The organism is Candidatus Manganitrophus morganii (assembly GCA_021651055.1).
Classification (GTDB): Bacteria; Nitrospirota; Nitrospiria; order SBBL01; family Manganitrophaceae; genus Manganitrophus; species Manganitrophus morganii.
Genome location: JAJHOH010000001.1, coordinates 1,480,377 through 1,497,201 on the forward strand (window position 1 = coordinate 1,480,377; position 16,825 = coordinate 1,497,201).

At 56.2% G+C, this 16,825-nt stretch carries 19 protein-coding genes; 10 read left to right on the plus strand and 9 right to left on the minus strand.

What is annotated here, in order from left to right:
- Positions 1–561 precede the first annotated feature (561 nt).
- The 7 genes from thiS to moeB (MCM46_06575) all read left to right on the plus strand — a co-directional run bounded on the left by thiS (position 562) and on the right by moeB (MCM46_06575) (position 5,333).
- Positions 562–780, plus strand: a complete 219-nt coding sequence (gene thiS, locus MCM46_06545; GenBank protein MCG3111469.1) for a sulfur carrier protein ThiS — start codon at positions 562–564, stop codon at positions 778–780.
- 21 nt (positions 781–801) lie between these two features.
- A complete protein-coding gene (gene cysK, locus MCM46_06550; protein ID MCG3111470.1) occupies positions 802–1,725 on the plus strand; it encodes a cysteine synthase A in 924 nt (307 codons plus the stop codon).
- Positions 1,726–1,736: 11 nt separating this feature from the next.
- Entirely contained in the window at positions 1,737–2,579 is an 843-nt protein-coding gene (moeB, locus tag MCM46_06555; protein MCG3111471.1) for a molybdopterin-synthase adenylyltransferase MoeB, read from the plus strand.
- Between the two features lie 104 nt (positions 2,580–2,683).
- Positions 2,684–3,949 (plus strand): threonine synthase, encoded by a 1,266-nt coding sequence (thrC, locus tag MCM46_06560; GenBank protein ID MCG3111472.1) that lies wholly within the window; start codon positions 2,684–2,686, stop codon positions 3,947–3,949.
- Complete coding sequence (locus tag MCM46_06565; protein ID MCG3111473.1) at positions 3,946–4,218, plus strand: MoaD/ThiS family protein; 273 nt, start codon at positions 3,946–3,948, stop codon at positions 4,216–4,218. Before thrC ends, MCM46_06565 begins: the two co-directional genes overlap by 4 nt.
- A 31-nt stretch (positions 4,219–4,249) precedes the next feature.
- Entirely contained in the window at positions 4,250–4,489 is a 240-nt protein-coding gene (locus MCM46_06570) for an NIL domain-containing protein (protein MCG3111474.1), read from the plus strand.
- A gap of 19 nt (positions 4,490–4,508) precedes the next feature.
- Positions 4,509–5,333 (plus strand): molybdopterin-synthase adenylyltransferase MoeB, encoded by an 825-nt coding sequence (moeB, locus tag MCM46_06575; protein MCG3111475.1) that lies wholly within the window; start codon positions 4,509–4,511, stop codon positions 5,331–5,333.
- A 63-nt stretch (positions 5,334–5,396) separates the two neighbouring features.
- Here moeB (MCM46_06575) and MCM46_06580 read toward each other — a convergent pair whose 3' ends face one another.
- Positions 5,397–6,113, minus strand: a complete 717-nt coding sequence (locus MCM46_06580) for a response regulator (GenBank protein MCG3111476.1) — start codon at positions 6,111–6,113, stop codon at positions 5,397–5,399.
- Between the two features lie 197 nt (positions 6,114–6,310).
- Here MCM46_06580 and MCM46_06585 point away from each other — a divergent pair, with 197 nt between their 5' ends.
- Complete coding sequence (locus tag MCM46_06585) at positions 6,311–6,748, plus strand: M67 family metallopeptidase (GenBank protein MCG3111477.1); 438 nt, start codon at positions 6,311–6,313, stop codon at positions 6,746–6,748.
- On the opposite strand, the gene MCM46_06590 is transcribed toward MCM46_06585, so the two are convergent.
- From MCM46_06590 to radA, 8 genes are all read right to left on the minus strand, one after another.
- A complete protein-coding gene (locus MCM46_06590; GenBank protein MCG3111478.1) occupies positions 6,740–8,674 on the minus strand; it encodes a hypothetical protein in 1,935 nt (644 codons plus the stop codon). The two genes, MCM46_06585 and MCM46_06590, sit on opposite strands and share 9 nt — an antisense overlap.
- Entirely contained in the window at positions 8,671–9,438 is a 768-nt protein-coding gene (gene tatC, locus MCM46_06595) for a twin-arginine translocase subunit TatC (protein MCG3111479.1), read from the minus strand. Before tatC ends, MCM46_06590 begins: the two co-directional genes overlap by 4 nt.
- A gap of 138 nt (positions 9,439–9,576) precedes the next feature.
- Positions 9,577–9,804: a Sec-independent protein translocase protein TatB gene (tatB, locus tag MCM46_06600; GenBank protein MCG3111480.1), complete on the minus strand. Its 228-nt coding sequence runs from the start codon at positions 9,802–9,804 to the stop codon at positions 9,577–9,579.
- 83 nt (positions 9,805–9,887) lie between these two features.
- Positions 9,888–10,169, minus strand: a complete 282-nt coding sequence (locus MCM46_06605; GenBank protein ID MCG3111481.1) for a DUF465 domain-containing protein — start codon at positions 10,167–10,169, stop codon at positions 9,888–9,890.
- A 39-nt stretch (positions 10,170–10,208) separates the two neighbouring features.
- Positions 10,209–10,700, minus strand: coding sequence for a ribosomal protein S18-alanine N-acetyltransferase (gene rimI, locus MCM46_06610; GenBank protein ID MCG3111482.1), 492 nt, complete (start codon positions 10,698–10,700; stop codon positions 10,209–10,211).
- 28 nt (positions 10,701–10,728) lie between these two features.
- On the minus strand, positions 10,729–11,448 hold the full coding sequence (gene tsaB / locus MCM46_06615) for a tRNA (adenosine(37)-N6)-threonylcarbamoyltransferase complex dimerization subunit type 1 TsaB (protein ID MCG3111483.1): 720 nt from the start codon (positions 11,446–11,448) through the stop codon (positions 10,729–10,731).
- 21 nt (positions 11,449–11,469) lie between these two features.
- The gene (locus MCM46_06620) at positions 11,470–12,216 is read right to left on the minus strand and encodes a hypothetical protein (GenBank protein ID MCG3111484.1); all 747 of its coding nucleotides are present in this window, start codon (positions 12,214–12,216) and stop codon (positions 11,470–11,472) included.
- 18 nt (positions 12,217–12,234) lie between these two features.
- The gene (gene radA / locus MCM46_06625) at positions 12,235–13,626 is read right to left on the minus strand and encodes a DNA repair protein RadA (protein ID MCG3111485.1); all 1,392 of its coding nucleotides are present in this window, start codon (positions 13,624–13,626) and stop codon (positions 12,235–12,237) included.
- Between the two features lie 223 nt (positions 13,627–13,849).
- On the opposite strand from radA, the gene MCM46_06630 reads away from it, so the two are divergent.
- Positions 13,850–15,343 carry an aldehyde dehydrogenase family protein gene (locus MCM46_06630; GenBank protein ID MCG3111486.1) on the plus strand — a complete coding sequence of 498 codons (1,494 nt, stop codon included), beginning with the start codon at positions 13,850–13,852 and terminating at the stop codon, positions 15,341–15,343.
- 11 nt (positions 15,344–15,354) lie between these two features.
- Complete coding sequence (locus MCM46_06635) at positions 15,355–16,806, plus strand: hypothetical protein (protein ID MCG3111487.1); 1,452 nt, start codon at positions 15,355–15,357, stop codon at positions 16,804–16,806.
- Positions 16,807–16,825: the final 19 nt, after the last annotated feature.

Here is a 16,825-nt window from a genome sequence, read left to right on the forward strand (position 1 = left end):
TACCCCCTCAGCGAAACCCCACTTCATCCCACTTTGGGGGGAATTATACCCCAGCTTTCCACTTTGTCAAGAGAAAAAGGGCCGATGTCCCAAAAGGTTATACCGGGTAGACATGAGGAGGGAGGCGCTGACAGAAAGCGACCAGAATGTTATCGAAATATTTGATTCGGAAGTGTTTTTTCTGAGCGTTCTGAGACGATCGGGCGTTTTCAGGCGGTGGATGAGGGACCAGCTGTTGGGCGTTGACCGATCAGCTCCCCCTATAGGTAGAACCCCAAATTGAAGTATGCGTTAGAACCGTCCTCCAAAAAATATTCTCGACATTCTCACATCGATCCTTACTCTCCGAGATATTCTTAGTCATTTCCTCTAATCGTCAAATATTTTTCTTATCGCGGCACGATTGAAAATAAAATGAAGCTCCTCCCATGCAGCTTCATCGTCATCTAAAAGCGGCTAAAATGCCTTGACATTCGAGATGCTTATTTGATAAGTTTCCATATTCCTCAATAAGTTGGCTACTATATAACACTGATTTAAAATGGCTGTCAAGAAAGCGGCATGATGCGCGTTAAAATCAATGGAAAACAAGAAGAAGTTCAAGAGACAACGCTTTCAGATCTGCTCAAGGCAAAGAATATCGAGCCCCGAATGGTCACCGTTGAATTGAACGCCAAAATGGTCGATCGATCCAGCCTGGATCAAACCCGCATCCGCGAGGGAGATGAGATCGAATTCCTCTTTTTCATGGGGGGCGGATCCGAGACAAAATTGCTTTAAACCATTCCAGTTAGGAATCTCATGAAATCACATCCGAATGTCACCGAATTAATTGGGCGAACCCCGATGGTTCAATTGAACCGGTTCGCCGACGATGAAAGCGCCCGCCTCTTTGCAAAGGTCGAATTCTTCAATCCCGGTGGAAGCGTGAAAGACAGAATCTGCCTCAGCATGATCGAGGCGGCCGAGCAGTCCGGGAAGCTCCGGCCGGGGGGAACGATGGTAGAGCCGACCAGCGGCAACACCGGAATCGGTCTCGCCCTGGTCGCCGCGGTCCGCGGATACAAGTTGATTCTCGTCATGCCCGAATCGATGAGCATGGAGCGGGCCAGCCTGCTCTCTTCCTACGGCGCCCAACTTGTCCTCACCCCCGCCTGGGAGGGGATGCGCGGCGCCATCAAAGAGGCGGAGAGCATTATCGAGCAAAACCCAAATTACTTCATGCCGAATCAGTTCTCGAACCCTGCGAATCCTGAGGTCCACCGGAAGACGACCGGGCCGGAGATCCTGGAAGCGCTGGACGGAAAGGTCGATGCCTTTGTCGTCGGGGTCGGGACGGGCGGGACGATTACCGGGGTTGGCGAAGTGCTCAAGGCGAAGAATCCGAAGACGATGATTGTGGCGGTCGAGCCGTCCGCCTCGCCGGTCCTCTCCGGCGGGGAGCCGGGTCCGCATAAAATCCAGGGGATCGGCGCCGGTTTCGTTCCGAATGTTCTCAATCGGAAAATCATCGACCGGGTCATCACCGTCAGCGATGACGACGCCTACAAAACCGCCAAGCTGCTCGCGCGCCAAGAGGGACTTCTCGTCGGGATCTCCTCCGGCGCCAACGCGCTGGCCGCACAGCAGATTGCACGGGAACTTGGCCGAGGCAAGACGGTCGTGACGATCCTTCCCGACACCGGGGAGCGATACATCAGCATCGAGAAATATTTTAATATTTAGGCGGTAAGAAAATGGCCTTTACGGAAGAACAACTCGTCCGGTACAGCCGGCATATTATTCTCACGGAAGTCGGCGGCAAGGGACAAAAGAAGATTGGACAGGCGAAGGTTCTGATCGTCGGCGCCGGAGGTTTGGGCTCTCCGATCGCCCTCTACCTCGCCGCGGCGGGGGTCGGCACCATCGGTCTGATTGATGCCGATGTCGTCGATCTCTCCAACCTGCAGCGCCAGATCATCCATCATACCTCCGATATCGGCCGGCCCAAGGTCCTTTCGGCTCAGGAAAAAATGGTTGCGATCAACTCCGATGTGAAGGTCGTTCCGTACCAAGAGAACCTCGATGCCGACAATGCGCTGAAAATTTTCAACGACTTCGACTATGTGATCGACGGGACCGATAACTTTCCGGCCAAATTTTTAATCAACGACGCCGCCCACTTCGCGAAGAAACCGCTCATCCACGGGGGGATTCTCCGATTCGAGGGACAGCTCTTCACGATCCTTCCCGGTACCAGCGCCTGTTATCGCTGCATCTTCCCGGAGCCTCCCCCGGCGGGTCTGATTCCGACCTGCCAGGAGGCCGGGGTGCTCGGGGCGCTCGCCGGATTGATTGGAACCCTTCAAGGAACCGAAGTTTTGAAACTGATTCTAGGGATTGGAAAACCGTTGACCGACCGAATCCTGAAATATGATGCCCTCCGGACACAGTTCCGAGAGATCCCGATCCGGAGGAATCCAAACTGTCCTCTCTGCGGCGGCAATCCGACAATCAGAACACTGGAGGTCCAGGAATCGCCGGTCTGTGATACAGATCCGGCCCCCCTCCGATCACAGGGAATGAATCACCAGCCATAAAATCCAAAGAAAAAAATCGGTGCGCCAGCGTGGGAGCGTGACGATGAGAAGCATTTCTTAGTGATGAACGATCCACGATCAGCCTCAATTTAGGATAGAACACGATGAGCAAGATGAAAGGGTTGAAATGTAAAGAGTGCGGCAAAACCTATCCCGCCGCGGCCCTTCACGTCTGCGAATTCTGCTTTGGCCCGTTGGAGGTCTCCTACAATTACGACTACATCAAAACAAAAATTACGAAAGAAAAAATTCTTCAGGGACCGAAGAGCCTCTGGCGATATCAGGATCTCCTCCCGATCGAGGGGGAGCCGACGGTCGGCCTGAACGCCGGCTTTACGCCGATGATCCACGCCAAGAATCTCGGCGCGGAGTTGGGGCTCGATTATCTCTATTTGAAAAACGACACGGTGAATTGCCTCACCCTCTCTTTCAAAGATCGGGTCGTCGCCGTCGCCCTCACGCGGGCGAAGGAGCTCGGCTTCGACACGGTCGCCTGCGCTTCCACCGGGAACCTGGCCAATTCGGTCTCCGCACATGCCGCCGAAGCGCGGCTTCGCTGTTTCGTCTTCATCCCGGCCGATCTGGAAGCGGGAAAAGTCCTCGGGAATTTGATTTACCGGCCGAACGTTGTGGCCGTTAATGGGAACTATGACGACGTCAACCGCCTCTGCAGCGAGATCGCCGGAGAGTATCCGTGGGCGTTCGTCAATATCAATATCCGCCCCTACTACTCCGAGGGATCGAAAACCCTCGCTTACGAGGCGATGGAGCAGCTCGGATGGCGAACGCCGGATCACGTGGTCGTGCCGATCGCATCGGGATCGCTTCTCACGAAGATCTCAAAAGGCTTCAACGAGTTCGCCGACCTTGGTTTCGTTTCACCGGTGAAGACACAGATTCATGGGGCCCAGGCAGAAGGGTGCTCTCCCGTCGCCACCGCCTTTAAAGAAAAGCGAGATTTCATTAAACCGGTCAAACCGAAGACGATCGCAAAATCGCTCGCCATCGGAAACCCGGCGGACGGTTTCTACGCAGTCAAGGTTGTCCTCGCAAGCGGCGGGGTGATCGAGCATGTGACCGATGAGGAGGTCGTCGAGGGAATGACCCTGCTCGCTCGGACCGAAGGGGTCTTCGCGGAGACCGCAGGAGGGGTCACGATCGGCGTTCTGAAAAAGCTGGCCAAGAAGGGTCTTTTCAAGAAGGGGGAATCGGTGGTGGCTTATATCACCGGGAACGGCCTCAAGACTCAGGAAGCGGTCGCACCGGCCCTGGGCGTTCCCTGGCTGATTCAGCCGAGCCTGGCGAATTTCCAGGAGGCGCTGAAAGCCGCCTCGGCCGATGCCCAGAATAGGGAAAGAGGAGTCCAATGATCAAGGTTCGCATTCCGACCCCTTTGCGTAAACTGACCGGCGGTCAGGGAGAGGTCGCCGCCGAAGGGGAAACCATCGCCGCATTGATTAATCTTCTGGACAAAGAATATCCCGGCCTCAAAGAACGGCTCTGCGATGAGCAGGGGGAGCTCCGCCGGTTCGTCAATATCTATGTCAATGAAGAAGACATCCGTTTTCACCAGGGGATCATGACCCCCGTGAAAAAAGGGGATGAAGTCTCGATCGTCCCGGCCATCGCAGGAGGATAGTTTTGTAATAACGATACCAAGGGAGGGATAATTGGCCAGTCTAAAGGTTCATATTACATTTCCGGAAGAGAAAATTCGAGAGCCGATTATTTATCAGATTGGAAAGGACTATAAACTCATCACCAACATCCGGCGGGCCGACGTGACCGAGAAAACGGGATGGGTCGATTTGGAATTGACGGGAGAGCCCGATGAAATCGAACGGGCCATCGCCGGCCTCAAGCAAAAAGGGGTGAAGGTCGATCCGATCGAAAGAAATATTATCGAGTAATACGGGAGCATCCATAAGAATGGCATTCACAGAAGAACAGCTTCAACGATACAGCCGGCACATTCTCCTCCCCGAGGTGGGAGGAAAAGGACAGAAGAAAATCGCCGCGGCGCGGGTTTTTTTGATCGGGGCCGGCGGGCTCGGCTCCCCCTCGGCTCTCTACCTGGCGGCGGCCGGCGTGGGAACCCTCGGCATCATCGATAGCGACGTGGTCGATCTCTCCAACCTTCAGCGCCAGGTCCTGCACAGCGCAAAGACACTCCATCGCCCGAAAGTCGAATCGGCCCAAGAAACCCTTTCAAGTATGAACCCGGACGTCAAGATCGTCCCTCATCTCGGGAAAATTTCATCCGAAAACATCCTTGATCTCATCAAGGACTACGACATCGTTCTCGACGGCTCGGATAATTTCGCAACCCGATTCCTCGTAAACGACGCCTGCTTTTTCCTCAAGAAGACCCTTGTCTCCGGAAGCATCTTCCGGTTCGAGGGGCAACTGACCACCCTCAAACCGCACGAGACCTCCGAACCGAAACCCTGTTATCGGTGTCTCTATCCGGAACCTCCCCCCGCGGGGCTGGTCCCAAGCTGCCAAGAGGCCGGGGTGCTCGGCGTCCTCGCCGGAACAATCGGTGTGCTCCAGGCCGCCGAAGCGCTGAAGGAAATTTTAGGAATCGGGACCTCCCTCGCCGGAAGACTCCTCGTTTATGACGCTCTCGAGATGTCGTTCCGGACGGTGAAGGTTCCAAAGAACAAGCAGTGCCATCTCTGCGGCCCGAACCCCACCATCACACAGCTTCTCGACTACGAAATCTCGTGCACCCTTCCCCCCCCCGGGAAATAAGCGCGCCGCTCCCGCAGGACAAATCGGTCCCGTATCAAAATTCTCTCTGACCATTTTTTTGGATTAATGCCCCGGACGCCGGTGACGCATGACTTCTTTGATTTTTTCGACGACCTTGTTGGGAGAGGTGGTCGCCTTAACGAGGAAATCGACGGCGCCTAAACCGATCGCGCGGTCCACCTCGTGAGACGCCCCTTTGACTGAAGAGACGATAACCGGAATGTCTTTGACCTCCGGTTGGGATCGAATGATGTGGAGAACCTTGTAGCCGTCCATCCCATCCATCACTAGATCGAGCAGAACAAGCGCGGGACGTTCTTTGAACAAAATCTTGAGTCCCTCAATTCCGTTATTGGCCACCAGGACAGAAAAGCCCTCCGAGAGGAGACGTTGCCGATAGACCGCCTGGTAGAATTGAGTATCATCGATAATCAAGACCTTCTTGTGGTTCGAGCTTGAAGAGTTGTGCGAATGGGAGAGCTTCTCAATGTACCCCTTTAGATAGTCGAGATCTCCCGGTTTGAGTCCGACGAACCGCACCCCCATCCCCACCCCTTCATGGAGATAAACCACTTTTGCTTTCACCTCGATTTCATGCTTATCGAGGAAAAAACGGAGCGAGATCGTCGCGTTTCTCTCGAATTTTTCATGCGTCGTGATATACATCCCTTCGGTGCTAAGATCAATCGCCTGGCCGGAGGCGGCGCCGTTGATCTCGACCTCCTGGACCACCAGGACGCGCTCCTTCCTTCTCTTTTTTTCACCGTTTTCTGCCGTCATCCGACAACCGTCAATTAAGGAGTGTTATTGGTAAAGGTACCACGTGACCGGAAAATGTCAAACAGTCTGTTTGACATTCTTTAGAGTTTTCAATACTATCAGGAGGTTCCAACGGCGGGACAGTCTGTACTGACGAAAATCATCCACATTTTCACTAATAAATTGCATCGATCGAGAACAGGATAGACAAAGGGATAATGCTTCAAATTCCAAAAAACATCATCGATGAAATGATCACCCATGCGCAGGTGGAGGCACCGAACGAGTGCTGCGGTCTACTGTCGGGGAAGGAAAACGTGGTGAGTGAAATTTACAAGATCGGCAATCTGCCGGCGGATGATCCGGCCGTCGCCGATCTGAAGGTCCCGCCGGACCGCCGATTCCGATATGTGATGGATCCCAAGGAACAACTCCGGGCCTTCAAGACAATGCGAACGAGCGGGACCGAGCTCCTCGCGATCTACCACTCGCATCCACATTCTCCTGCCTACCCTTCGGCCACTGATGTCCGCCTGGCCTTCTATACGGATACATCCTATCTGATCATTTCCTTGGAAAAGGAGAAGCCGGAAATTCGCACGTTCCGGATTATCGACCAGAAGATTACAGAAGCGACGATCGCGGTCTTACCCTAAACGTTTCCGAAGCGTTGCGAGAAGTCCTCCTTTGGGAATCCGATCCACTCCCAACAAAACCCCGTTCTCCTCGGTGGCAACCCAGATGGAGCCGTCCGAAAGCGGGAGGAGTTGATTGACCTGCTTCTCGAAGCGCTCCCCCTGGTAAAGCCGGGCGGGATGCCACTCGGCCCCCCCGTCGTTGCTCCAGAAAAGGCCCCGTTCCGTGCCGATGTAGACGATCTCCCGGTTTTTCGGATCGACCGACAGAGCGGTTATCCTCACCTCATTCGGAAGAGCCCCCTTCATCTCTCTCCACTCGCCATTAAGATCGCCTTCCCATATTTTTTGTTCATTGGCCACCAGGAAATGCCCCTCGTCTCTCCAAGCGATGTAGCGAAACGGGGCGCCTTCCTTGGAAACAACTTTTTTCCAACCCTCATTCGATTTTGACCAGAGGGTGTTCTCCATCATTGCGAGAACCATCTCCCCTTTCACAGCCAGCGCCGAGATCGCCCCCGATTCGATCGCCTCCACCTTCTCCCAGCCCTTTCCGTGATCGGAGGAATAAAAGAGACCCGCCTCTGTCCCGGCGTAGAGCCGCTCCGTTCCGTCCACCGCGATGGAGAGCACGCGGGCCGGGAGAGAACCCTCCGCGGCCGCCCATGTACCCCGACCATGCTGCCTTCTGGAAATTCCATCTTCAGTGATGATATAGAGGAACGTCTTGCCGCGGGCCATTCCGCGGACAGAGAGATTGACCAGTCCCACATTCTCCCCGATCCAATTCCCTCCCTGACCGGTGATGACCCCTTTTCCATCGGTACCGACGGTGATCTCTCCCTCTGCATAATCGAGGGTCCGGACGGGAGCGATCAGCAATCCCTGATGCAGTGCCTCCCAGGGGGATCGAATTCTTCCCCGGAAGAGCCCTCCGCCGGTCCCGGCATAGAGATCGCCCCCCTCGCCGGCGACGAACGAGTGAATCTGAATATCGGTCATCTCCGTCCCTGCCTCGAGCGGAAACCAACGCGCCCCGTCATCTTCACTGTAGAAAACCCCTTCGCCGGTCCCAGCATAGAGGATCCCGCTGCCATCCACACTCAGCGAGCGGATAGAAATATTGGGAAGACCTGCATTGGCCCGTTGCCAACGGACCCCGCCGTCCCGGCTCCGGAAAATACCGGCTCCCAATGTGCCTGCATAAAGCGCCTCATCTTTTCCCAAAACCAAGGCCCGAATGACCTGCTCTTCAATCCCTTGAAAATCGAACGCGCGGATGATCTGCGTCCATTGCGAATCCCGGGGGCGCCGTTTATAAATTCCTTTACCTTGCGTCCCCGCATAAAGGGTTCCGTCTTTCGTCGCAACGATACTCCGGACCAAGACCGATCCGATCCCGTCATTAAAAGGCTCCCAATGCGCTCCCTCATCCTTACTGCCGTAGACCCCCTGTCCCGTCCCCGCATAGACCACCCCTCCGGGAAGGGAGACCATCGATTCCACGCTGGTATTCTCCAATCCCCGATTGATCGAGACCCAGTGCCGTCCATCATCGCGGCTTTTGAAGAGGCCGGCCCGAATCGTCCCGGCATAGAGGGTTCCTCCATCCACGCGCATCAGATTGACGATGAATTTATCCCCCAGGCCGAGATTGGAAGGAGCCCAATGCTTTCCGCCATCCTCGCTTCGGAAAAGACCTTCCCCGTAGGTTCCGACGAAGAGGGTCTCTCCGGACCCCGCCGCAATCGTCTGGATCACTCCCACGCCGTAGGGACCGTCGGTCGGATAAAGGGTGACCCCCTCCATCGGGGGACGGTAATCGGCCTTTCTTTGGATAATCGATGCGAAGGGAATCGTAGAGGCCTGCGGTTTGTTGGAGAGATAAAAAAAACCGGCAACGGCCACCATGCCGAGGATGAGGAAAAACGCCTTCGGTCGGCTCATGGCGACATCTCCCCCGGCTCTTCCTTGCGAAGTGAGATCTTGGTTCCGAAAATCCGAACGATGATGATCCCAACCTCGTAAAGGACAATCAGCGGGATCGCCATGATGCACTGGTTAAAGATATCGGGGGTCGGCGTGAGAATCGCCGCGATCAGAAATGCCAAGAGAACGGCGTACTTCCGATTTTGTCTGAAAAAGGCGGGGGTCAACAGCCCCATCCTTGATAAGAAGAGCATCACCAACGGAAGCTCGAAGACAAGACCGAACCCGAGGAGGAACTTCAGATTAAAATCGATATACATTGAAACGGAGATTTGGGGGGTGATGCCGCTTCGACGTCCGTAGTCGATCAAGAAATTGAGCGCGAACGGCAGGGCGAAGAGATAACAAAAAGCCATCCCGGCGAAAAAGAGCACCGTCGCAAAGATTAGAAACGGGAAAAGATATCCCCGCTCATTCGGAAGAAGGCCGGGCGCGACGAATTGCCAAATCTCATAGAGAATCACCGGGAGGGCCGCCAAAAAACCGACGAAGAGGGAGACCTTTAGGTCGGCCCAAAAAGCTTCGGCGGGGGCGAGGAAGACCAATTCGGCAGGGAGGGGGCGCTTCAGGAAAAAAAGGAGGCTGTCCGAAAAATAAAAAGCCGCCCCAAAGGCAAAAGAGATAATCAGGACCGACCGAATCAGTCGGCTCCGAAGCTCTTGAAGATGCCCGGAGATCGGCATCTCCGCCCCCCCTTTACTACTCCCGGCCGGCTTTTTCACTTTTTTCCAACTCTCCCTTTTCCTCCGCTCCTCTTGCCGACGCACGCCAACACGACAGCGAGGCTTAAAACAGCTTCCCCGATTTTGATCAAGGCAAAACCCTCTGAATGGAAAGATGCGAGATGACGTCTATACACGTTATTTGTCACTGATTTCGGGTGAGGCGCTTTCAGGTTTAGCGGCAGGCTTGACCGGTTCTTCTTTATCCCCCTTCTCGATCTCCGCCCGCACCTCCTCAGTCGCACGGCGAACCTCGCCGAGCCCCCTTCCGATCACCCGCGCGATCTGGGGAAGCTTCTCGGGACCGAGGACGACAAGCGCAATCGCGAGGATCAGCAGCAATTCTGGAAAACCAATCCCAAACAAAGGCCCCTCATTCTAAAAAAATCCAGAGTGTGTTGTTTCGGAGTGCGGAGCAAGTTCCCTCTCGCTCCGCACTCCGAAATCCGTCAGTGTCTTCCAGCCGTCATGTTGGAGATCCGCTTGGCCCCTTTTTCGACATCGGCTTTTCCGGCGATTTTAACCTGCCGGACCATCTCCACCATTTCATCTTTGGCGGCTAATTTCTTCTTCTGGAACTCTTTCTTTTGAACCTCCTCTTGAGGAGTCAAGACCCTTCTTCGGCCCATCTGGTGAAGCGATTGGTCAAGTTCCCCATGCAGTTTCTCGAGGTGACGAAAATGCCAATTTTTTTCGCGGAGCATTTCGATGATCTTTTCTTCTTTCTCCATCGATTCCCCCCTCATGAGGTGATTAAACGTGAAATGATTTTATTCTTCTTCTCCCCCTCCGCCGAAGTCGCATTGGAGCAGGAGCGCATCTTCTCTCGGCTCCCGATAGTAATTTCGCCGAACCCCGACCTGATAAAATCCGAGATTTCGGTAGAGCGTTTGCGCCGGAAGATTGGAGGCGCGTACTTCGAGCGTCGCCATCCGGATTCCCCGCCTTCGGCCGCTCTCCAGCGCGAAGCGAACCAGCCCCTCTCCGATCCCTCGTCTTCTCCAGGCCGGCTCGACCGCCACATTCATCAAGTGAAGCTCATCATAGACAACCCAGAAGAGGACATAACCGACGATCCGGCGGTGTTCCTCTTCCCTCGCCACATAGGCGAATGAAAACGGGTTCTCCCACAGCTCGGACTCGAACATTCTTCTTGTCCAGGGAGACGAGTAGGCGGCGCGCTCGATCGTTAAGATCGTCTCGACATCTTTCGGAGTCATCCGATCGTAGAGGATAGGAACCGACGCCGCTCTCTTATTCATATCCGATTCCATCGCCTCCGCCGGAAAATCACTTTTCCGCCCCCTGGCTGCTTGATTTCACGCGGTGGTTCAATTCGGCGGTCGAGGCCCGGAGATAAAACGGCGTCACCTCCTCCGGGGGATGAACTTCCCCTCCTTTCAGGCGCGCGAGGCCCAGCTCCGCCACGCCGGCTGCGGAGGGAAATCGGAGCGCCTTCGGAGGGAAAAGCGTTCCCCCCGGTCTGCGCGTGAGGAGAAGCTCCCGGTATTTCTCCGCCCCCTCTCCGACGAAGAGAACCGGTCGATCGAGACGGCCGATCGCCTCCAGCATCGCCTCGGGCGAAGTCGCCGCATCGGGATGAAGCCGAACGGGTCCTCCCTCTTGCATGTCGAACAACGCCCAATAAACCTCCTGCCGCCGCGCATCGAGCATCGGCGCAATCAACGCATTCGAATAGGGGAAAAGCCAAGCCATCGCCTCTAGCGTCGGAACCGTCACCAGCGGCTTTCGCCCTCCCATCGCAAGCCCCTTCGCCGTGGAGAGACCGACCCGCAGCCCGGTGAACGACCCCGGACCGATCGAAACCGCAATCGCATCAAGATCGGCCACCGCCGTTCCGCTGTCGGTGAGGAGCCGATCGATCGCCAAGAGAAGGCGTTCCGAGTGGCGCACCTCCACATGAAGGCGATACTCCGCAATCAGGCCGGCCTCCTCCATCAGCGCGACCCCCCCTGCCAACGTGGCGGTTTCAATCGATAAGATCTTCATCCTCTACCCCGTCCCATTCCACTATTCCAATGGAACGGCCGGAGAGACCTCCCTGAAACGGAGCGTCACTTTCTCTCTTTCGCTCTCCCCCCGAACTTCGAAAGGAAATTCCTGTCGTCCGACCTTCCGGTAATCGCCAAAGATCAGGCGGCCGCTCCGCTCACCCATCATCCCAAATCGCTCCACCCGCTCTAACCGGAACGCCGTCCGCTCGATCCAGATTTTCTCCTCCAGAACCGCCTTCCCCGGCAGCGCCCTCAAGAGATAAAGGATGAAACGATCTTCCCCCTTCTCCAGGGCCGGAAGCGACGGCGGCGCCGGGTCGGGGATGGCTCCCCGATTGACCCAGTCGATCAGCGCCAGCGATCCGATCGGGATCGCCGTTCGGACCTCTTCCTCAAATTCCTCCCGGGTCGCCTCGATCGTCCTTTGCTCCGAGGGAAGATGGAGGGTCACCCTGGGGCCGGCCAGCCGCAATTCAAAGAGGGTCCCTCCCAAAAGGTTAAATCCCCGGATTCGGGTCTCCCCGTTCCGGTGGACCCAGCTCGCCTGAAAGGTATGGCGTCCCTGACGTTCGGAGTCGGCCGTGATCTCCAACAGCCCTTTAAATCCGCTCCACTCCTGACGGCGGAGTTGATAGAGGGTCAGAAGCTCCTCCAAGGAGGCGTCTTTCTTCACCGCCTCATCGACGGGCCGGATCTCTTTTTTTGCGCAACCCGATACGAGCAGCAACATCACCAACGCAAGGCAAAACCAGGAACGGACCAACTTCTTCTCCTAGAAGAACTAGATCAACTCGAGCGCCTCGGCAAGATGCGAGACGCCGATCACTTCCAGTGTGTTCCCGATCTCCCCCTCTTCCCGAAGCAGTTCCTGATTCCGCTTTGGAAGGATACACCGCTTGAATCCGAGCTTTTCAGCCTCGCGAATCCGGAGGGTCGGCTGCTGGACGCCGCGAATCTCTCCTGCCAGACCGACCTCCCCGAAGATCACCGTCGCCGGATCGACCGGGCGTTCCCGGAAGCTGGAAGCGACCGCCGCCGCGATCCCCAGATCGATCGCCGGCTCTTCAACCTGAATCCCGCTGACGACGTTGATGAAAACATCCTGCCCCGCGAGATGAAGCCCCGCCCGCTTTTCCAAAACGGCGAGGAGGAGCGAGACCCGATTCGAGTCGACCCCCAACGCCATCCGGCGCGCCGTCCCGAGATAAGAGGCGCTGACCAGCGCTTGAAGCTCGATCAAGATCGGCCGGGTTCCCTCCTGCGCGGCGACGACGACCGAGCCGGCCGCGTCGCGCGGCCGTTCGGCGAGGAAGAGGCCTGAAGGATTATCGACGTCGGCCAGACCCGCCCCTTTCATCTCGAAAACCCCCAGCTCGTTCGTCGACCCGAAGCGATTTTTGATCGCCCGGAGAATTCGATAGGGGTGCCCCTTGTCCCCCTCGAAATAGAGAACCGTATCGACGATGTGCTCGAGGACGCGCGGCCCCGCGATCGATCCTTCTTTAGTGACATGGCCGACAATCAAAACCGCCACGTTGGCGCGCTTGGCGTAAAACATCAGCTGAGAGGCGACCTCCCGGATCTGCGTCACGCTGCCGGGGGCGGAGCTGATCTGGCGGGTATACATCGTCTGAATCGAATCGATGACGATCGCAACCGGTTGGACCGCTTGCGCATGGTGGATGATTTCTTCAAAGGCCGTTTCGGCAAGAATATAAAGGTGGTCGGAGGAGATCCGGAGCCGGTCGGCCCGCAATTTCACCTGGGCCGGAGATTCTTCCCCGGAGACATAGAGGACTTTTCCGCGGCCCGCCCCGATTTGATCGAGCGATTGAAGCAGAAGGGTCGATTTTCCGATTCCCGGGTCCCCTCCGATGAGGACCACCGATCCGGCGACGATCCCCCCTCCCAAGACCCGGTCAAATTCGCTCGAACCGGTCTTCGCCCGCATTTCGGAAACGGGGAGAATTTGAGAGATCGGCTTCGGCGCCCAAATCTCCCGGTCGAGCTCTCCCTGGGCCAGCCATCGGGATTCCTGGTTCTTCCCAAGGTTTGGCTCGACACGCTCCTCGACCAGCGAATTCCAAACACCGCAGTCGGGGCACTTCCCAAGCCATTTGGGCGACTGATAGCCGCATTCCTGGCAATAAAAGACTGTTTTTATTTTAGCCATTCCTCTTCCTTTTTCTCATAATAATCGATCAAAAATCAAAAAGCAAACAATCAAAAGACAAATAAACGGGAGGCGGAAGGCGGAAGGGGGGAGGGGAAAAAGAGGGTGAAAATCTTGTCTCGTTCTTTAGCATTTTCGCCTACCCTCTCCCGTGTTCTTAGCCCCTGGTTGTCTTTTAGGCCCTTTTTGGATAGAATTAAAAAAGTCGAAAGGGAGAATCGAAATGGCTGAGAAGATTCGAAATTATATCAACGGGAAGTGGGTCGATACGGCCCGCGGGAAGACCTTTGAGAGCCGCAACCCGGCGGACAACAGAGACCTCGTCGGAACAGTCGCCGACTCAGATGCGACGGATGTCGATAAAGCGGTCACCGCCGCCCGTAAGGCATTTCGCGAATGGTCCCTCACACCGGCTCCCCATCGGGGAGAGATCCTCTACCGGGCGGCTGAACTTCTGGTCAAGCGGAAAAAGGAGCTCGGAGAGCTGGTCTGTCGGGAGATGGGCAAGGTGATGCCGGAGGCGATGGGGGACGTTCAAGAAGCGATCGACATGACCTATTATATGGCCGGCGAGGGGAGACGCCTCTCCGGTGAGACGGTCCCCTCGGAGCTTCCGAATAAAGACGCGAAATCGGTGCGGGTCCCGATCGGCGTGGTCGCTCAGATTACCCCCTGGAATTTCCCGATCGCCATCCCCTCTTGGAAAATGACTCCCGCCCTCATCACTGGGAATACGGTCGTCTTTAAACCGGCCGAGGAAACCCCGGTCTGCGCCACCCGGTTTGTCGAGATCCTGATCGAAGCGGGTCTCCCGCCGGGGGTGCTGAACATGATTCACGGGTTCGGAGAAACCGCCGGCGAACCGATGGTCCGCCATCCGGAGGTCGATGTGGTCTCATTCACCGGCTCGAATCCGGTCGGCGAGCGGCTGGCCGGCATTTGCGGCAGCCTGCACAAGCACTTCACGATGGAGACCGGCGGGAAAAATCCGATCATCATCATGGATGATGCCAACCTCGAGCTTGCGATCGAAGGAGCGATCTGGGGGGGATTCGGAACCAGCGGGCAGCGCTGCACCGCCGCCAGCCGGCTGATCGTTCATGAAGCGGTTCACGATCGCTTTGTAAAGATGTTTTCCGAACGGGCCGCCCAACTGAGGGTCGGGCCGGGATCGGATAAAAAAACGCAGATCGGTCCGGTCATCAGCGAAGCCCAATATCGTAGAATTCTCGATTACATCGAAGTCGGAAAGAAGGAAGGAGCCAAGCTGATCCTGGGTGGGAATGCCCTGAAGAGGGGGAAGCACGCCAACGGCTATTTCATCGAGCCGACGATTTTTACCGACGTTCAGCCGAAGATGCGGATCGCGCAGGAAGAGATCTTCGGCCCGGTCGTCGCCATCCTGCGCGCCCGGAATCTCCAGGAAGCGATCGACATCGCCAACGATGTCCCCTTCGGCCTCTCGGCGGCGATCTACTCACAAGACGTCAACAAAACCGCCGTGGCGGAGCGTGATCTGAATACCGGGTTGGTTTACATCAACGCCTCCACCATCGGCGCCGAGATCCAGCTGCCGTTCGGCGGGACCAAACGGACCGGCCTTGGACCGCGTGACGCCGGCGGACGGGGCGGCGCCCTCGACCTCTACACCCAATGGAAGATCATCTACCGCGACTACAGCGGCCGGCTTCAAAAAGCGCAGATCGACAAAGAATAAGGACCCTCTGAATGCGGAATGCGGAGAGCGAAGCGCGGAGCAAAAGCCCTTCCGGCTTTTTTTATTCCGCACTCTCTCCTCTGCTGTTTCCTCTGCTGATCGCTCTTCTCTTCACCCTCTCCGGTTGCAAAGGGGAAAATCAGCCCTCTCCTCCCGAGCTTCCGGCCAATGTAATCAACCTGTCCAACACCGAGGCTCTCTCCATCGCGCCGGATAGTGCTGCGTCCGGAGAGACCCTGTATGTCGTCTGGCAGGAGCATGTCGGCGGTCAGAACATGGAGGTCTTCCTCTCCCGTTCCGGAGACGGCGGCGCCACCTTCGGCGCACCGGTCAATGTTTCTCAGACCGCCGTCTTCTCGGGCAATCCCCAGATCGCCGCGTCGGGGAATTTCGTCCATATCGTCTGGGAAGAGACGGTTCCAACCAACGTCGAGGCCAATGAATTCGACATTTTTTACAGACGCGGCGAAGATGTGAACGGCACATTCACCTGGTCTCCTCCTTTAAGTGAGACCGGCTTGAGACTTTCGAGTCCGACTCAGAATTGCAGAAACAACACCGAAACGCCGGGGGACGATCCCTGCCCTTCGCAATTACCGACCGTTGTTGCTTCCGGCGCGAACGTCTTCGTTGCATGGGGGGAATCAACCATTTATCAGTTCGAGATCGATAACTCACTCAATCCTCCCTCCAAAACATTTCGGATCATCAACTCGGAAATTCTACTAAGGAGATCGACAGACGATGGAACCACATTCGATCCAACGATCTTCACCATCTCAGGCCCAAAGGATGACAGCACCCTCTCCCCTTCATTTGCCCCGACCCTGGCCGCAACGGCAGACGAAGTCTATATCGCCTGGGAAGACGTGCCGCAGCCTCAGCCTTTACCGGTAGCGCATTCAAAAGTTTTTTTTAGAAAGCTATCCGATCCGCTCGGTTCGTCTTTCAGTCCCCCTCTCAGTCAGCAAGCCAGGGTCCTCTCCGGTTTCATCAAGGGGTCGAGCCGGCCGAACCTGGCCGCAGAAGGAAACCAGGTCTATCTGGTCTGGGAGGGCTCTCCTGAGCAGTGTCCCGCGGGCCAAGACAGTACCGCCATTGATCCTTCGACCCGGTCGGAAATCCTTCTCGTTCAATCAGACAACCAGGGTGATCAATTTAGTGATGCAAACGATTGCGCTCAGAGCAATTTTTCGAGCACAGCCGGCCACTCCAATAGTCCTCGGATCTCTATATCGGGATCATCTGTCTATGTCGTTTGGATGGAGAGCACTCCCGACCTTGCAGGGATGGCATTTAGAAAATCAGAGGACGGCGGGGATACATTCAGCGCTTCTTCCAATATCGAGACGGCAGGCTCCGCAGCGAACCCGAGCATTATCGCCGCCGCGGATGGGACCTTGTTAGCCTCCTGGGAGGATGCAACCCTCGGCAATCTCGAGATTGTCTTTGCTCGAGAATAATCACCTCAAGAATGCAAAA

Excerpts from the sequence above, each read along its gene's own strand:
- thiS (MCG3111469.1), top strand. The coding sequence starts at position 562 with ATGATGCGCGTTAAAATCAATGGAAAACAAGAAGAAGTTCAAGAGACA.
- cysK (MCG3111470.1), top strand. The coding sequence starts at position 802 with ATGAAATCACATCCGAATGTCACCGAATTAATTGGGCGAACCCCGATG.
- moeB (MCG3111471.1), top strand. The coding sequence starts at position 1,737 with ATGGCCTTTACGGAAGAACAACTCGTCCGGTACAGCCGGCATATTATT.
- thrC (MCG3111472.1), top strand. The coding sequence starts at position 2,684 with ATGAGCAAGATGAAAGGGTTGAAATGTAAAGAGTGCGGCAAAACCTAT.
- MCM46_06565 (MCG3111473.1), top strand. The coding sequence starts at position 3,946 with ATGATCAAGGTTCGCATTCCGACCCCTTTGCGTAAACTGACCGGCGGT.
- moeB (MCG3111475.1), top strand. The coding sequence starts at position 4,509 with ATGGCATTCACAGAAGAACAGCTTCAACGATACAGCCGGCACATTCTC.
- MCM46_06580 (MCG3111476.1), bottom strand. The coding sequence starts at position 6,113 with ATGACGGCAGAAAACGGTGAAAAAAAGAGAAGGAAGGAGCGCGTCCTG.
- MCM46_06585 (MCG3111477.1), top strand. The coding sequence starts at position 6,311 with ATGCTTCAAATTCCAAAAAACATCATCGATGAAATGATCACCCATGCG.
- MCM46_06590 (MCG3111478.1), bottom strand. The coding sequence starts at position 8,674 with ATGAGCCGACCGAAGGCGTTTTTCCTCATCCTCGGCATGGTGGCCGTT.
- MCM46_06605 (MCG3111481.1), bottom strand. The coding sequence starts at position 10,169 with ATGGAGAAAGAAGAAAAGATCATCGAAATGCTCCGCGAAAAAAATTGG.
- rimI (MCG3111482.1), bottom strand. The coding sequence starts at position 10,700 with ATGAATAAGAGAGCGGCGTCGGTTCCTATCCTCTACGATCGGATGACT.
- tsaB (MCG3111483.1), bottom strand. The coding sequence starts at position 11,448 with ATGAAGATCTTATCGATTGAAACCGCCACGTTGGCAGGGGGGGTCGCG.
- radA (MCG3111485.1), bottom strand. The coding sequence starts at position 13,626 with ATGGCTAAAATAAAAACAGTCTTTTATTGCCAGGAATGCGGCTATCAG.
- MCM46_06630 (MCG3111486.1), top strand. The coding sequence starts at position 13,850 with ATGGCTGAGAAGATTCGAAATTATATCAACGGGAAGTGGGTCGATACG.
- MCM46_06635 (MCG3111487.1), top strand. The coding sequence starts at position 15,355 with ATGCGGAATGCGGAGAGCGAAGCGCGGAGCAAAAGCCCTTCCGGCTTT.